This is a genomic window from Emergencia timonensis, from assembly GCF_900086585.1.
GTDB lineage: Bacteria > Bacillota > Clostridia > Peptostreptococcales > Anaerovoracaceae > Senimuribacter > Senimuribacter timonensis.
Map to the genome: position 1 here is coordinate 1,011,285 of NZ_FLKM01000009.1, position 14,650 is coordinate 1,025,934.

A 14,650-nucleotide genomic window follows, 5' to 3' on the forward strand; every position below is an offset into this window, starting at 1 on the left:
GTATTACGGCACTTATTTCTTTTGCAGCTAATTCTTAAATTTTCTTAATATTTGATAATATATATATTCATTTGTATGAAGAGATGGTATAATATGGCTATGGAAAACTAGTTCTAATGAAGAGAAAGATTAAGAAAGGAATAGAGATTATGAAAAAGACATTAGCGATACTTCTATCGGTTCTGATGATTGTCTGCATGATGCCGGGGATGGCGTTTGCGCAGGATACACCCGTAACAGATTTAACTGGTGCGGAAATCAAATTCAGTAATGATAATGCTACGTATACAGGGAATGCGATTAATCCAGGGGTTACGGTTGTTAAAGAGAACAAAACAGTATCATCTAGCGACTACACCGTTTCCTATACAAAGAGTGGTAGCAGCGAGACTATTGCGGCAGAAACCTTGAAAGATGCAGGGGAATATACTGCGAAGGTTACTCTAAATAGTGACGGAGTAGTTACAAATGGTGACGCTCCGCTCAAGGAGCTAACAAAGAATTTCACGATTAAGCCTAAAAACCTTAATGACAGTGATGTCATTGCAACACCGATCCAGCCACAGCCTGTTGGAACCAGAGCAGACGACATTAAGAAGTTAGTAATACTTACGTATAATAATAACAGTTTAACAGTTACAAAAGATTATACAATTGATGTTAGTGCTACTGTAGCTGATTCAAACGAAGTGAAAATTACAGCGGCAACCAATGGGAATTATACAGGAAGCAAATTGTTGTACTATTATGGCGGAACAAGCATAACTGATTATACAATTACGAGCTTTACTAAACCATCAAAGCTAACATATGATGGAACGCCGAAACTTTGTACAAATGTAGTTGTAAAGAAGGGTAGCGATACTCTGGATCAGAAATATTACACTGTCGGGTATAGTGCCGACAACGTTAATGCCGGTAAGGTTACGCTAATTGTAACTGGAAAAAATGGATATGTTGGATCTATATCCAAATCTGACGCATTTGAAATTGCTAGAAAAAATATTGGTGAATGCACGATAAAGGTTGGGAATGCGATTTCAGGAAGTTTTCCAACCGTAGATGTTATGGATGGATCAAAGGTTTTAAAGAAGGGCGTGGATTTTGAAGTTACTCCAGATACCTCGAAAAAGCAGGTCATTATTTTTGGTATTGGGAACTATGGCTCAAGTGAAACCAGGCAATACTCTATCGGCACTGACATTTCGAATGCAACAGTTTATTTAGATAAGTATCCCACAACTAGTACAACGATATATCCAGAATATCCATATGACGGAACTTCTCATAGACCAAGTATTGAAGTTAATTTAGGAAACAAGCTTTTAAGACCGGGGACCGACTATGATGTTGAATGGGAAGCTAGCACTATCGCTGCCAAAACATATAAAGTGATTATCAGAGGCAAAGATACCTATGCTGGAAAAATTGAAAGAACGTATAAGATAAAAGAAGGGATAATAACCGATGGAAGACTTTCCTTATCGTCCACTTTAGCATATATTCCAACTGGCTATTTGGGAACTTCCTATACAGCAGAGCGAATGCCGGAATTTACGTTCTATGATGCAAAGGGCAAAGCGCTGATACGTGGTACGGATTATTATGTGTCATCATATTACTACAATACTGCAAAGACATCAGTAACCATCATATTAAGTGGTAAAGGCAGTTATGCAGGTTCCTCTTACTACGGCTACAACGTAGTTCTTAACGGTACGAGTATGGCAAATTGCAGAGTAGAGCTGTCACAGACTTCCTACAAGTATACAGGTTATGCGCATACGCCGACAGTTAAGGTATACAACGGAAGTACCCTGGTTCCAAGTACATATTACATTGTTTCTTACAAGAACAACAAAGATGCTGGGACAGCGTCAGTAACGGTTACTGGAACAAATGGTTATACAGGGAGCCAGACTGTGTATTTCACGATTACTGGCAACACTATCAATACGTGTACTGCCACTTTGTCACAGACGACATACAAATACGATGGTTTATATAAAGAGCCAACCGTAACCGTTAAAGATGGATACACAACTTTGACTAGAAATGTAGACTACAAGCTGACATATAGCAACAACCGCGTTGCAGGAACGGCAACCGTGTTGATTACAGGCATCGGCAAATATAGTGGAAGTATGACTAAGGAATTCACTATCCAAGGTCTTGACCAGACAGTGAAGACGAAATATACGAAGTATACTAAATATCCGACAAGTTCCAATTTCAGAATTACTGCAACTGCTAACGGAGACGGAACTGGATTCACTTACACATCTAACGATACATCTGTGGCAAAGGTTTCTAGTGATGGAGAAGTTGAGATCATCGGCACTGGTATTGCAAAGATTACTGTAACCACAAAGGGAACAACGAGATACAATCCTGCATCAAAAGTGATTACAGTCACAGTCAAACCAAATAAACCTGTCATCAAAGTTACTTCACCTTCCAAAGGAGAGGTCAAAGTGCTCATTACTAAGGTAAAAGGAGCGACCAAATATCAGGTTAAATATGGAAGAAATGATAAGTACTATAATAAGTACATCACACACAAGGAAAATGAGTATACTAAAACCTCTACGACTATCAAAAATCGTAAGAGTGGTGTGTACTACTACGTACAGGTTCGCGCCTACAAGACACTGGAAAACGGTAACAAGGTTTGGAGCAACTGGACGACATTGAAAAAAGTCAGAGCAAAATAAGTAAATTATAAGCAGTATAAGATGCCGCACAGAGATAAATTCTCTGTGCGGCAGTTTTCATGATTTACGATTGAGTTCGGCACGAAAAGAGCCGCACCTTATAGCCTATACGCGCGAAAAAAGAACTGATCCGCAAGAATCAGTCCTTTCTAGTAATGCTTATATTCAATTTTAAGGGACAATATTAATTAATCTATATTAACGTTTATACTAATCCTTTTCTGTTCATCTATAAGCAATAACCGAATTTCTGGCTGGTACAACTTCTACTTCAGATTGGTCTATCTTGTCTCTGCCAGTTTTATGTAGGTGGGTCTAGCCCCTCGTACCTTTCAGTAATTACTATTAGAATTTCTGGCTATCGTGATATTCTCTCTGAAGCAGAAGGTCCTGCCACCGATGAGTCTCCTGGTCCTAAAAAACGCTTTAACATTTCCCTCGCTCCTTTCTATAGATTTCATAAGTACCATACACTACAACTTTTATCTGTAAATAATGTATTTTCTTTCTGTTGACATTATAATAATACAACTTTGTACGAATGTCAATGCTTTTTTGAAAATTTAGAAACTTTTATTTTTCTTAACTTTTTGTTATAATGGTTCCGTGATCTTACGGCGTTGCCGAGAGGTAGGAACCATTGAAACATGAATTCCAATTCAATTCTCAAAGGTATATTCATGTTAAAATGCTTCCACGATCTTCCGGGGTCGCCGCACTTTCACTATTTTGACCAAACAAAGGAGCTGATATTTCATGCAATTGACAGATAAAGTAAAGAACTGCAACGGCTGTGAGGCCTGTGTTTTGGGCTGCAAGCACGCGTGCATCAAGATTGTAAAAGACGAGAATGGTACCAAGAAACCGATCAAGAATGAGGACGGATGTCAGAAATGCAACAACTGCATTTTGTACTGTCCGATTTACAACCCTGTAGAATTGCCGACCTTCGAGGAGTTCTACGAATTCAATGACGAATACTACCATAGAGATATGGCGAAAGTTTATCGTGAGACCATGAGAAAAGTCAAATCGGGCACTGTTACGGAATTCGTGGGCACGCTGTGCCAGATCGCGGCGCTCAAATCACTGATGGGAGATAAGCTGAGCCACGACCTGCGGATTCTTCCTCTTCACTGCGACCCGGAAAATCCAAAGCGGCCGGAATGCAGAGGATGCCAGTTCTATAAATGATGAATCAGATTGAAATAAAGAAAAACTTAAGAAAAGAAATCAAGGCGAGGATAGCGCTGCTGGAACAAGGCTACTGCCAAAAGGCCAGCGAAATCATTTGCGAAAGAGTGATGGCAGAACCAGCCTATCGGACGGCCAAAACCGTATTTTGTTTTGTGGGAACCAGAGGAGAGCCGGATACCGTCAAAATCCTGCAGGATGCCCTGGAAAGTGGCAAGCGGGTGGGCGTGCCGCTTTGCGTAGCTGACGGCATCATGGAAGTCCGCCAGATCAGTGATCTGAACAAAGACCTGAAACCTGGCGTGTTCGGCATTTTGGAGCCGTTGCCGGAGCTGCCGCTAATCGAAGCGGGCGAAATCGATTTTGCCGTATTGCCCTGTGTGACCTGCGACTATCAGGGAAATAGGCTGGGACACGGCAAAGGTTATTACGACAGATTTCTAAAGGGAACGAAATTCCCCACGTGCATGATCTGTTTTGAAAAGCTGATATCGGGTAATATTCCTATGGACGATCACGACCAAAAGGCTGACAGTGTGATTACAGATGCTGAATAATTTTGTCATCTCATTGGAGGCGGTGCTGCCCATGTTCATACTGATGGGAGTCGGCATGCTGGTCAAAAGATACCGGCTGCTGGGAGCCGAAGAAGTCAGACACTTGAATCACATGGTGTTCGTCGTATTCTTTCCTGTCATGATGTTCCGCAACCTGTACGGTTCAGACATCAAAGAGGCTCTGGACGGAAAGCTGATCGCCTTTGGTGTTGCTGCAGTTTTGATTGAGTACCTGATCACTCTGCTCGTCGTCCTGCGAGTTGAAAAAGAGCCGAAGAGCAGAGGCGCGATGATACAAGCCATCTATCGGAGCAATTTTGTCATCATGGGAATTCCCATCGCTGTGAACATGTTTGGACACGGAAACCTGGCGGTGACAGCGATGATGGTGTCCGTCATCGTTCCCATATATAACATTCTGGCAGTTACGACGCTGGAAGTATTCAGAGGCGGAAAACCCGATCCTGTCAATATATTAAGAAAGCTGGCAACAAACCCCTTGATTTTGGGCGCGGCAGCAGGTATCATTGCAGTATTGGGAGAAATAAAGCTGCCATCGGTCTTAGAGACCGTAGTCAGCGATATGTCAGCAGTTGCAATGCCCATGGCTTTGGTGATCCTGGGTGCATCTTTCAACATCACCAGTATCGAAAGGTGCAGGAAAAACCTGGTCATCTGTGTCATCGCAAGACTGATCGTCGTCCCGGCGGCAGGACTCGGCGCTGCGGCATTTTTTGGATTTCGAGGTATCGCCTTTGTTACCTTGATCGCGATTTTCGCATCACCGACGGCGGTGTCGTCCTTTACCATGGCCGAAACCATGGAAAGCGACAGCGAACTGGCGGGGAACTGCGTCGTCTTTTCCTCGGCATTTGCATGTTTTACTATGTTTTTTTGGATATTCCTTTATAAAAATCTGGGAATGTTTTAAAATATAATTATCTAAAGAGAAGAGGAGATTAGTATTATGAGTGATTGTAATCATGATTGTGGATCATGTGGCGTTAGCTGCGACGAAAGACAGGAGAATCCTGGCATCCAGAAAGCACCGATGAACGATCTTTCAGATGTGAGAAAAGTAATCGGTATTGTCAGCGGCAAAGGCGGAGTCGGAAAGTCATCCGTTACTTCCATGCTGGCAGTAGCAGCCAGAAAACAGGGCAAGAACGTAGCTGTTTTGGATGCAGATATTACAGGACCTTCCATTCCAAAGGCATTTGGCATTAAGGAGAGAGCACAGGGCAACGATCAGATGATTTTGCCGGCCGTAACAGAGACAGGCATCAAAGCCATGTCTATCAACTTGCTCTTGGAGAATGACACAGATCCTGTCGTTTGGAGAGGACCGATCCTGGGCGGCGTCGTGGAACAGTTCTGGAGCGATGTAACCTGGGGAGATGTTGACGTGATGTTCGTGGATATGCCTCCTGGAACTGGAGACGTAGCATTGACTGTTTATCAGTCCCTGCCAGTCGACGGCATCATCATCGTGACTTCACCGCAGGAACTGGTTTCTATGATTGTAGAAAAAGCTGTAAAGATGGCAGACTTGATGGAAATTCCAGTGCTGGGCATCGTGGAGAATATGTCTTATTACAAGTGTCCGGACTGCGGCAAAGAACACAAGATCTTTGGTGACAGCCACATAGAAGATATTGCAGCAACCCATGGAGTAAAACACGTAGTTAAATTGCCGCTGGATAGTGAAGTTGCCAAAGCCTGCGATATGGGCCAGATTGAATCCTTCGCATGTGAAGAGATCGAAAAGCTGGCAGAGCAGCTCTAACAGATCCTCTTGGTTTAGAAGGGAGAACACGATGAAGAAAGATACGTTAAAAAAAGCCGTAGTGCTCGCACTGGCAGTCTGTACAATTTTTGCAATCTACGCCTGCGGAGGCGAAAAAGAAGTAACCATGAAGCTGGGGGAGAAAACGACCATCGGAGAAGACCTAGAATTCACCCCGGTCAACGTTTTGGTCGCGGATAAAGTGTTTCCGCCTGTAAGCGGCAGCTATCCTATGGGTTTTACTGCAAAAAGTGGTAAATCCTATGCCACGGTTGTTGCAAAGGTGAAAAACCTGGGCGAAGAAGACATCAAAGCCAGCGACTTATGCGCCTTCAGACTCAGCGTGGGAGAGGATACTTTTACTGCGAACATGATCAATGCGCTCACCGACAATGAAACAAAACTGTCGAGCAGCGTAACTCTAAAAGCCGGAGCTACAGAGACCTTCTATTTCATTACCGAAATAGACACTTCTGCTGCAAATAAAGAAACACTTGCCGAGTTTGCATTTACCAAGGATGGCGATGAGCCGATCTATAATCACAAACTGACCATCGATACGACAAAACCTTTTGCAGTGACAGAAAAGCTGGAATTGAACAAAAAGATCACTGTAGACGGACTTTGCGAACTGACACCGACCAGCGTGAAATTCCTGAGCAAAATTGTCCCTTCCAATCCGGGATATTACTACAATTATTACAAAGCACAAGGTGCTGATAATAAGCTGCTAGTTGTAAACATGAAGACAAAGAATCTTTCTGAGAAAGAGAAAAATGCTTACGACTTCTACGGCGTTACTGCGTTTTATGATGGAATCTCCAATGCCGGCACTGTGGTATCTGACGACGAGAAAAAAGCCAATATCACCCAGTACGAAAAGCTATCGGCTGGAACGAGCCGGACGACTTACGGCGTGCTGAACATGTCCAAGAAAGCGGAGAAAGGAAAATGCGATATCTATATCTACGCCGGCGGAACGTATTACCAGTACACCTACAAAAAATAGCTGTATAGAAGAAACTTTAGAACTGTACCCGATGAAAAAAGGGTACAGTTTTTATTTTGCGGCAAAAACCGCACTACTGTATATATGAAAAAATATATAATTGCATATTTTAAAGTGTTCAATTTTGTAGTATCCTTAATTTGCTAGCGAAATATGAAACTTAGGAGAACGAAACGATGACAACAATGCAAAATACACAGAGAAGCAGAACTTATGAACTGGTCATTGACGCATTATTTATTGCGCTGACCCTGACGGCAACCTGGCTGATCAATATCAGACTGCCCCTGGTGGGAAGCGGCGGACTGATTCACTTGGGCAATGTCCCTCTGTTTGTCGGAGCCATGCTCTATGGCAGAAAAACGGGTGCCATTGCGGGCGCCTTTGGTATGGGACTATTTGATTTGATGAGCGGATGGACCGCATGGGCGCCTTTTACATTTTTAATCGTGGGCCTGATGGGCTACACCGTCGGCCTCATCGCCGAAAAGAAACCGTTTAAGAGCATGATGCTGAACAATCTTTTATCAGTCATTCTTGCGATTGTAATTAAAATTGTCGGGTATTACTTTGCAGAAGTCATTCTGTATGGAAACTGGATCACGCCCCTGGGATCGATTCCGGGAAACGTCATTCAGGTTGGCTTTGCAGGTTTTCTGGTTCTTTTATTCATACAGCAGATTCGAAAGTTCGTAAAATAAAGCAGAAGAGGTGAGATTATGTACAAGATTATGACAGCCGGGCCTACACAGGTCAGAGAAAATGTGAGAATGGCAAGGAGCCTGGAGTGCACCAATCCGGATCTGGACCAGGAATTCTTTGACTTCTATCGCGAAACCTGCGGCCTTCTATCAAAGGCGCTGCACACGGAGAACGAGGCGCTGATCCTGGGCGGCGAAGGTATCCTGGGTCTGGAGGCGGCCTGTGCCTCTCTGACCGAACCGGGCGACCGGGTTTTGGTCATCGACAACGGCATCTTTGGCAAAGGCTTTGCTGATTTTGTCAGGATTTATGGGGGAGAACCCGTGCTGTTCACGACAGATTATCACAGACCGGTAGAAGTGGAGGCGTTAAGCACATACCTAGAGAAGGATCACGATTTCAAATATGCCACGGTGGTTCACTGCGATACGCCAAGCGGCGTGCTCAACGATGTAGAGACCATCAGCAAAATTCTGGATACCTATGGCATCATGACAGTGGCCGATTCTGTGGCAGGCATGTTCGGCGAGCCGCTGAACTTATCGGACAGCAAAATTGATATCCTCTGTGGAGGCTCTCAAAAGGCGCTGTCAGCCCCTCCGGGTCTAACCATGCTCTGGGTCAGTGACAGGGCTTTCCGTGCCATGGAGGCGAGAAAAACGCCCATTGCCAGCTTCTATGCCAACATCCTCCTGTTCAAGGACTATTACGAGCAAAAGGCGTTCCCTTACACCATGCCCATCAGTGACATCAAAGGCCTTCGCACAGCCCTGGATAATTTCTTTGAAGACCAGGAGGTCTATCAAAGACATGCCAGGATTGCCGATGCTGCAAGAAAGGCTCTGACTGCCGGCGGCATCAAGCTGTATCTGGAATCGGGATGGTCCAACACGGTAACCGTTCTGGAAGTGCCAGAGGGCATCACGGATCAGCAGCTTCTATACGGCATGGAAAAGGACTATAACATCATGATTTCAGGCTGTTTTGACGTGTTGGCCGGAAAAGTGGTGCGTATCGGCCACATGGGGGAGAACGCTGATCCCCAGAAGGTATCGGAAACCCTGGCAGCCCTGCAGGGAACGCTGGAAAAACTGGGTGCTCAGGTGAGCTGTGATATGGCTGATGTGTTTCAACAGGCAATATAATCAAAATCTTAAGAATTTTTAAGACGCAAGTGGAGTTGAATCCCTTGCGTTTTTTTGCTGGAGTTGGTAAGATAGAAGTATGTAAAAGACTGGAATTTTTGTCCGGTATAGAGAGGAGGACAAGATGACGCGGATTTTTATAGGCATCTTCTTGATCGTGATCAATCTGGATGTCGGACTATCAGGATATTTTCTGCCGGCTCTGGGACTCATGCTCATTTATACGCGGCTGCGCAGCTATGGACGGTTTGGCAGGAATTTTGTCATGGCCGGCAACTTTGTCAAGGCGCTGATGCTTTGCGAAGTGGTCATCCTCTTTGTGATCGCAACGCCGCTGAACTTGTCCGACATTATGAACAGCTGTATCATGATAGTGTCCACGACCCTGCAGACCTGTTTTTACTTCTATCTGATGGAAGGCATTCAGGAGCAGTATCGCAGGAGGGGGGATTTGGCATTCAGAGGTTCCCCTGTCATCAGGCTGGCGGCAAGCAGAATCATGCTGATCTTCTTTCTGATTACGGATTTTAAATTAGGGGCTGGTATCTGCGTGCTGGCCATTTTGATATTTCTGGTGGGCGTCTTCCGGCTGTTACGGCAGGCTGGTCGCGACCTGGGTTTAGATGGCATGGCCTCCGTGCCTTCCGCCGTCAGCAGCAGGATGCTCTGGGGTGGTTATATCCTCGTAATTGCCATTGCTGTCTTTGGCGGCATGTTTTTTGGCGGGATTACGACCAGCGGGATGGCGGTGCACGGCGACGGATCCGCGGCTTTGGCAGATCGGCTGATTCAAAGGGGCATGCCAGAGGCTTTGGCGCAGGATCTGAGTCCTGAGGATGCAGAGGCACTGGCGGATGTAACCTCCTTTACGGAGATCAAAGGCGAAGGCGGCAAAAGTACCAAAGTCAGGCTCATTGCAGGCATGACAGGTGTCGATTCCTATAAGCTGGTGCTGTGGTATGGAGATTTGGGCGGATCGGAGGGTTCAAAGTGTCTGAGCCGTGAGATCATAGAGGTAAGCCGCACAGAACCTATTACTTCCTGTGACGGGGTAGTGCACTACACGAAAGACGAGAAGGTGTTTTCTGAAAGGATTGTCGCCTCAAAAGTCTCTCTGAGCGAAGGGAAGATCCTCATCAGGGAACCGAAGGAAATGGAAACGGCGGAGACGCTCTATGCGGAACTCTCTCTGCGCTATGGAGCAGATCAGGTGCGGGGATATCTGATGCTGGACGGCACTTTCGGTGCAGAGGGCGTCAGCAGTTCTGTCTACACAGAACTATTCGATGCCAAAATTATTCAATTTCCTTATAAGAATGAGAAACAGACTGCAGTGCTTCATGGAGGCAATTCATCGCATCGCAGCTGTACTTTCGTGCTGCCATATCGATTGCAATAGAATGTAGTTATTATAAGGGGAGGGGTGAGATGAACGGAATATTTTGGGGAATATTATTACAATCATTATCGCTGAACGTTTTATATTTAAACTACATCCTGCCGGCAGCGGGTGCCATGGTGCTCTATCTTCACCTGCGCAAGTTCAGTCAGGTAAACGAAGCCTTTCGTAAAGCGTTTCGCTTTTCCGCGGCGCTGGTTCTCTATGAGGTGATTTTCTTTGGTGTCAACGGTACGAGGTTTGTTACCGAAGACCATGTGCTGTTGGCTTTATTTGTGTTAGGAACTGTGTTACAGGTGGCGATACTGCTGCTTCTGCAAAGTGCACTGACGCTCGAATACGAAAAAGAGGAAATTAAGAAAGGACGCAGCCACTGGCTGATCTGGCTGGCCGTTTGGAAGATAGCAATCTATGTTGTACAGTTTTCAAATCTGGATGTTGTCGGCCTTTGGGCTGCGTTGATCATCTTGATTGTGATTTTGATCGGGGTGTACCGCTTTCTTTTGGATGCGGAAAAGCGCCTGCTTTCGGAAAGACTGATGCAAGATGCTCCCGCCAGAGGGCGGCGGCCGCTGGTTGTCTGCACTGCATATGCCTGTGCTATTCTTTTGGCAATCATCGGCGGTATGTTTTTTGGACAGCCAGGTGCGCCGGAGCTGACGCCGCTGGAAAAAGCAAATTACGAAGACCTGGTCAAGAGGGGGATGCCACAGGAGGTCGCATCGTGCCTGTCAGAAGAGGATATAGACAATCTGGGCGGCGCCAGGTCGTTTCAGCAGCTTAAGCCCTATTCGCAGTTCGGCGATGCGGACACGAAAGTGGTCGCAGTTTCTGGAATGACGGACTACGGCCAGTTTGTCACGGTGGTGTGGTTTAGCAGGAAGAACGAAAAAAGATTTTCGAGAGATGTGCTGACCATCCAAGGAGAGGTGTCAAGCGTTTACAAGGGAAGGATCATCTATACCCGGGAAGACGGCAGCAAGATGGCACGGGATATAGATGTTTCGGAAATAGGGAATCTGCAAATTCCAGAATATGCGGATGAATTCTATGAGGAATACTTCCCCGGAGCTTATTTGGAGATACCGGCCCTGCGCTCTGCAAAAAAAATCAGCGGCTATCTGCTCTTTGATGCGGGACAGTACATGGAAGATGACGAAGGAGATTTGTCAGAGGAAGTGGGCGGTCAGATTGACGCAGCCTGGTATGGCTTAAAGCGATTGCAATTTCCTTACCTGTCAGTACCCCAGGCGCTGGATCGACAGGCCTATAGCAGCTATGCGGGATATTTCTACGCGCTGGACGAGAATTTTTATGACATAGAAACCTGGGATGATTCTGAATAGAGCATCGCTAACGGAGGGATTGATTTCACTCCGTTTTTTTTGCTAAAATTCATGTGATGCGTTTTTGAAAATACTGATCATCTATTATGAAGTGAATCGCCTGCAGGCATGTAGGGGTAGGGGGTATGAGGGGCGCATTTTCTACGATAAGGTTATGCTTTTTGATGCTGTTCGAAAGCTTTGGCATAACTCTATGGCCACATGAGAATCCATTCGTCTGTAAATTAGCCAGGACTACTTACCGAATCTGTGAAAGTGCTGCATTCGGTTACTTTTTTTGGCTTTGATCGGCATTTAAAACAAAGAAATCTGTACGAAAAGTAACTGAAATCGGAGATACCCCCCTGCGAGAACCTTCAAATCGTCATTCCGTTATGCGAAAATGTCCGAAAACACCCAAAAAGCATAAGTCTATTGTAGTGTGATAGTGCCGTGAAACATATTCATCTGTGTTTCTTATTTTTTTAGCAGAAATCTATTGACTTTTTTGCAAATTAGCATTATTGTATTAAGTATATAATACAATAATACATGAAGGGAAGGAGGCAGTTATGGACAAATTACTCAATGAGAACCTGCCGATTTACATGCAGATTATGGATAAGATCAGAGCGGCCATCGTATCGGGGGAACTGGCTGCAGGAGCAAAGGTTGCGTCGGTCAGAGAGCTGGCGGAGGATTTTGGCGTAAATCCCAATACCATGCAGCGTGCTTTGGCGGAGCTGGAGAGAGAAGGGCTTTTGATATCGGAGCGCACCACGGGACGCTTTGTAACGACAGATACCGCAATCATCGATCAGGTGAGAAAAGAAGCTGCAGAGAAAATCGTCAGTGAATTTCTGCAAAAGATGAAAGGATTGGGATTCAGTAAGGAGCAGATTGAAGAATTTTTTCGTGAGATTGATATGAGCGACGGATTTGGAGAGGCGATGTAAGAGGGATTTGAGATGGAAGAGCGTAAATTGAGATTGGTGGAGAATTCGCCAATTGTAAGGGTAGAAAATCTGAATAAGACTTTCGGCAGCGTGCAGGCTCTGAGAGATGTCGATCTGGAGATTCCCGAGGGCAGGATCATCGGCCTGCTGGGTCCCAACGGCAGCGGCAAGACGACCTTGCTGAAGATTTTGGCGGGTCTGTACACCACTTATACAGGTACCGTGCTGATTGACGGCGAAAAGCCAGGGGCCAAGAGCAAGGCCCATGTCGCCTATCTTCCCGACCGGCCGGCATTTTCTTTGAACCGCACGGCAGAAGATATTTTGGAAATCTATGTAGAGTTTTTCGAGGATTTCAATCGAGAACGATTTATGGAGCTTCTGGACAAATTTGAAATCAGCGCGAAAAAAGAATTTAAAGAGATGTCCAAAGGGATGATCGACAAGGTGCAGATCAGTTTTGCTATGGCGCGAAACGCCAGACTCTATCTCCTTGACGAGCCTCTGGGCGGGGTGGATGTGGCAGCCAGAGATAACGTGCTGGATACCATATTAGAAAACTTTGATTCAAAAGGGACGATTCTGGTGGCGACCCACCTGATTTCGGAAATTGAGAGATTATTTGATTCGGTCATCGTCTTGAAAGAGGGGCAGGTGACCATGAACGCGCCTTGCGACGATATCCGCGAGAAGTACAACTCTACGTTGGAAGAGGCCATGAAAGCCATATTTTGAGGTGATCCAAATGACAGCAAAACGTTTTATCTTCATGGCGGCAATTCTGCTGTTACTGTGCACGGGCCTGGGAATCTACGGCTTTGTGAAAGCCAGTGAGCATCCGAAGGATTATCAGTCCGCAGGAGAAATCCGATGGGTGCTGCCGCCCAGCACCTCCCATCATATTGAATACAAAGACGGCGTCTTTTTTGTGAGCAAAGGCGATAAGATGAGTGTGATGACGGTAAAAGACGGAAAGCCCCAGTGGAGGGCCAGAGGCGTGCTGAAATATGGGGGAAAAGACAGGCTCATTTACCGCGAAGACGGGAAGTACGGCTATATGGACTTGGACGGTAAGGTACTGATCAAGGCCCGCTACGACTATGCGGAGGCTTTTTACGGTGACTATGCTTTAGTTCGAAACGGAGAGAATCTGTCGTATATGGTCATAGATCGTCATGGAAATGAGCTCTACACTTTTGAAGAAGAAACAACTGTCATGTGGGAAAAAGAGGGCCTGCTGTCCATTTATGACGATGGGCGTGGGGAGCCTGACAGGATTCTCGACTGCAGAAGTGGTACATACGCAGAGTATGAACAAAGCTTAAGCCCTCTGGGGGAAGGCTTGTATAGCGAACTGGTAAAGACGAAGGATGACGATGCACTTCTCGTGATCAGAGACAAAGACGGACGCCTGAAGTTGGGAGGCGAGCGATTTTGCTCCATCGACCAGTTCGACCACGGCGTCTCCTATGTAAAAAAGGAAAACGGCCAATGCGGTTATATGAATACCAAAGGAGAGATGGTGCTCTCCCTGGGAGGCGGCTGGGAAGCGGGAAGCTTTCGAGAAGGCAAAGGGGTTGTCGATACGGGAAAGCGAATCTTGATTGTCGATGAGAAGGGACGAACCATAGCGGAACGGCCGAAAGGGGATATCGTAGGTGTCAGGTTTTGTGTTTTCTCGGAAGGCGTCTCTCAGTTATGTATCAAAAAGGATGGAGAGAAGCCTCCTGAAAGCTGGGGTTACATGGACGAGAACGGAGAATTTGTCGTCCCGCCGATCTTTTTACATGTAGAACCTGTCAGCCAGGGATGTGCCATCGTGCAGTACAGGTCCAGCATGGGCATTGTCAAAGTAAAGTGAGG

13 protein-coding genes are annotated in these 14,650 nt (G+C 45.8%); all 13 read left to right on the top strand.

The window, feature by feature from the left end; translation table 11 throughout:
- Positions 1–116: 116 nt before the first annotated feature.
- The 13 genes from BN6539_RS15620 to BN6539_RS15680 all read left to right on the top strand — a co-directional run bounded on the left by BN6539_RS15620 (position 117) and on the right by BN6539_RS15680 (position 14,648).
- Entirely contained in the window at positions 117–2,714 is a 2,598-nt protein-coding gene (locus BN6539_RS15620) for an RHS repeat domain-containing protein (protein ID WP_067540635.1), read from the top strand.
- Between the two features lie 756 nt (positions 2,715–3,470).
- Positions 3,471–3,908, top strand: coding sequence for a 4Fe-4S dicluster domain-containing protein (locus tag BN6539_RS15625; protein WP_067540638.1), 438 nt, complete (start codon positions 3,471–3,473; stop codon positions 3,906–3,908).
- Entirely contained in the window at positions 3,905–4,465 is a 561-nt protein-coding gene (locus BN6539_RS15630; protein WP_242869423.1) for a 5-formyltetrahydrofolate cyclo-ligase, read from the top strand. Before BN6539_RS15625 ends, BN6539_RS15630 begins: the two co-directional genes overlap by 4 nt.
- Positions 4,455–5,396, top strand: coding sequence for an AEC family transporter (locus tag BN6539_RS15635; RefSeq protein ID WP_067540641.1), 942 nt, complete (start codon positions 4,455–4,457; stop codon positions 5,394–5,396). Before BN6539_RS15630 ends, BN6539_RS15635 begins: the two co-directional genes overlap by 11 nt.
- A gap of 36 nt (positions 5,397–5,432) precedes the next feature.
- Positions 5,433–6,251: an Mrp/NBP35 family ATP-binding protein gene (locus BN6539_RS15640; protein ID WP_067540644.1), complete on the top strand. Its 819-nt coding sequence runs from the start codon at positions 5,433–5,435 to the stop codon at positions 6,249–6,251.
- Between the two features lie 31 nt (positions 6,252–6,282).
- Positions 6,283–7,260 (top strand): hypothetical protein, encoded by a 978-nt coding sequence (locus BN6539_RS15645; RefSeq protein ID WP_067540647.1) that lies wholly within the window; start codon positions 6,283–6,285, stop codon positions 7,258–7,260.
- Between the two features lie 176 nt (positions 7,261–7,436).
- A complete protein-coding gene (locus tag BN6539_RS15650) occupies positions 7,437–7,961 on the top strand; it encodes an ECF transporter S component (RefSeq protein ID WP_067540650.1) in 525 nt (174 codons plus the stop codon).
- Between the two features lie 18 nt (positions 7,962–7,979).
- The gene (locus BN6539_RS15655; protein WP_067540653.1) at positions 7,980–9,107 is read left to right on the top strand and encodes a pyridoxal-phosphate-dependent aminotransferase family protein; all 1,128 of its coding nucleotides are present in this window, start codon (positions 7,980–7,982) and stop codon (positions 9,105–9,107) included.
- Positions 9,108–9,231: 124 nt separating this feature from the next.
- The gene (locus BN6539_RS15660; RefSeq protein ID WP_067540656.1) at positions 9,232–10,506 is read left to right on the top strand and encodes a hypothetical protein; all 1,275 of its coding nucleotides are present in this window, start codon (positions 9,232–9,234) and stop codon (positions 10,504–10,506) included.
- Between the two features lie 29 nt (positions 10,507–10,535).
- The gene (locus BN6539_RS15665) at positions 10,536–11,852 is read left to right on the top strand and encodes a hypothetical protein (RefSeq protein ID WP_067540659.1); all 1,317 of its coding nucleotides are present in this window, start codon (positions 10,536–10,538) and stop codon (positions 11,850–11,852) included.
- A gap of 551 nt (positions 11,853–12,403) precedes the next feature.
- On the top strand, positions 12,404–12,787 hold the full coding sequence (locus BN6539_RS15670; RefSeq protein WP_067540662.1) for a GntR family transcriptional regulator: 384 nt from the start codon (positions 12,404–12,406) through the stop codon (positions 12,785–12,787).
- A 12-nt stretch (positions 12,788–12,799) separates the two neighbouring features.
- Positions 12,800–13,522, top strand: a complete 723-nt coding sequence (locus tag BN6539_RS15675) for an ABC transporter ATP-binding protein (protein WP_067540665.1) — start codon at positions 12,800–12,802, stop codon at positions 13,520–13,522.
- 10 nt (positions 13,523–13,532) lie between these two features.
- The gene (locus BN6539_RS15680; protein WP_067540668.1) at positions 13,533–14,648 is read left to right on the top strand and encodes a WG repeat-containing protein; all 1,116 of its coding nucleotides are present in this window, start codon (positions 13,533–13,535) and stop codon (positions 14,646–14,648) included.
- Positions 14,649–14,650 lie beyond the last annotated feature (2 nt).

Bases quoted from the DNA above. Each gene is read 5' to 3' on its own strand.
- BN6539_RS15620 (WP_067540635.1), top strand. From the start codon at position 117: ATGAAGAGAAAGATTAAGAAAGGAATAGAGATTATGAAAAAGACATTA.
- BN6539_RS15625 (WP_067540638.1), top strand. From the start codon at position 3,471: ATGCAATTGACAGATAAAGTAAAGAACTGCAACGGCTGTGAGGCCTGT.
- BN6539_RS15630 (WP_242869423.1), top strand. From the start codon at position 3,905: ATGATGAATCAGATTGAAATAAAGAAAAACTTAAGAAAAGAAATCAAG.
- BN6539_RS15635 (WP_067540641.1), top strand. From the start codon at position 4,455: ATGCTGAATAATTTTGTCATCTCATTGGAGGCGGTGCTGCCCATGTTC.
- BN6539_RS15640 (WP_067540644.1), top strand. From the start codon at position 5,433: ATGAGTGATTGTAATCATGATTGTGGATCATGTGGCGTTAGCTGCGAC.
- BN6539_RS15645 (WP_067540647.1), top strand. From the start codon at position 6,283: ATGAAGAAAGATACGTTAAAAAAAGCCGTAGTGCTCGCACTGGCAGTC.
- BN6539_RS15650 (WP_067540650.1), top strand. From the start codon at position 7,437: ATGACAACAATGCAAAATACACAGAGAAGCAGAACTTATGAACTGGTC.
- BN6539_RS15655 (WP_067540653.1), top strand. From the start codon at position 7,980: ATGTACAAGATTATGACAGCCGGGCCTACACAGGTCAGAGAAAATGTG.
- BN6539_RS15660 (WP_067540656.1), top strand. From the start codon at position 9,232: ATGACGCGGATTTTTATAGGCATCTTCTTGATCGTGATCAATCTGGAT.
- BN6539_RS15665 (WP_067540659.1), top strand. From the start codon at position 10,536: ATGAACGGAATATTTTGGGGAATATTATTACAATCATTATCGCTGAAC.
- BN6539_RS15670 (WP_067540662.1), top strand. From the start codon at position 12,404: ATGGACAAATTACTCAATGAGAACCTGCCGATTTACATGCAGATTATG.
- BN6539_RS15675 (WP_067540665.1), top strand. From the start codon at position 12,800: ATGGAAGAGCGTAAATTGAGATTGGTGGAGAATTCGCCAATTGTAAGG.
- BN6539_RS15680 (WP_067540668.1), top strand. From the start codon at position 13,533: ATGACAGCAAAACGTTTTATCTTCATGGCGGCAATTCTGCTGTTACTG.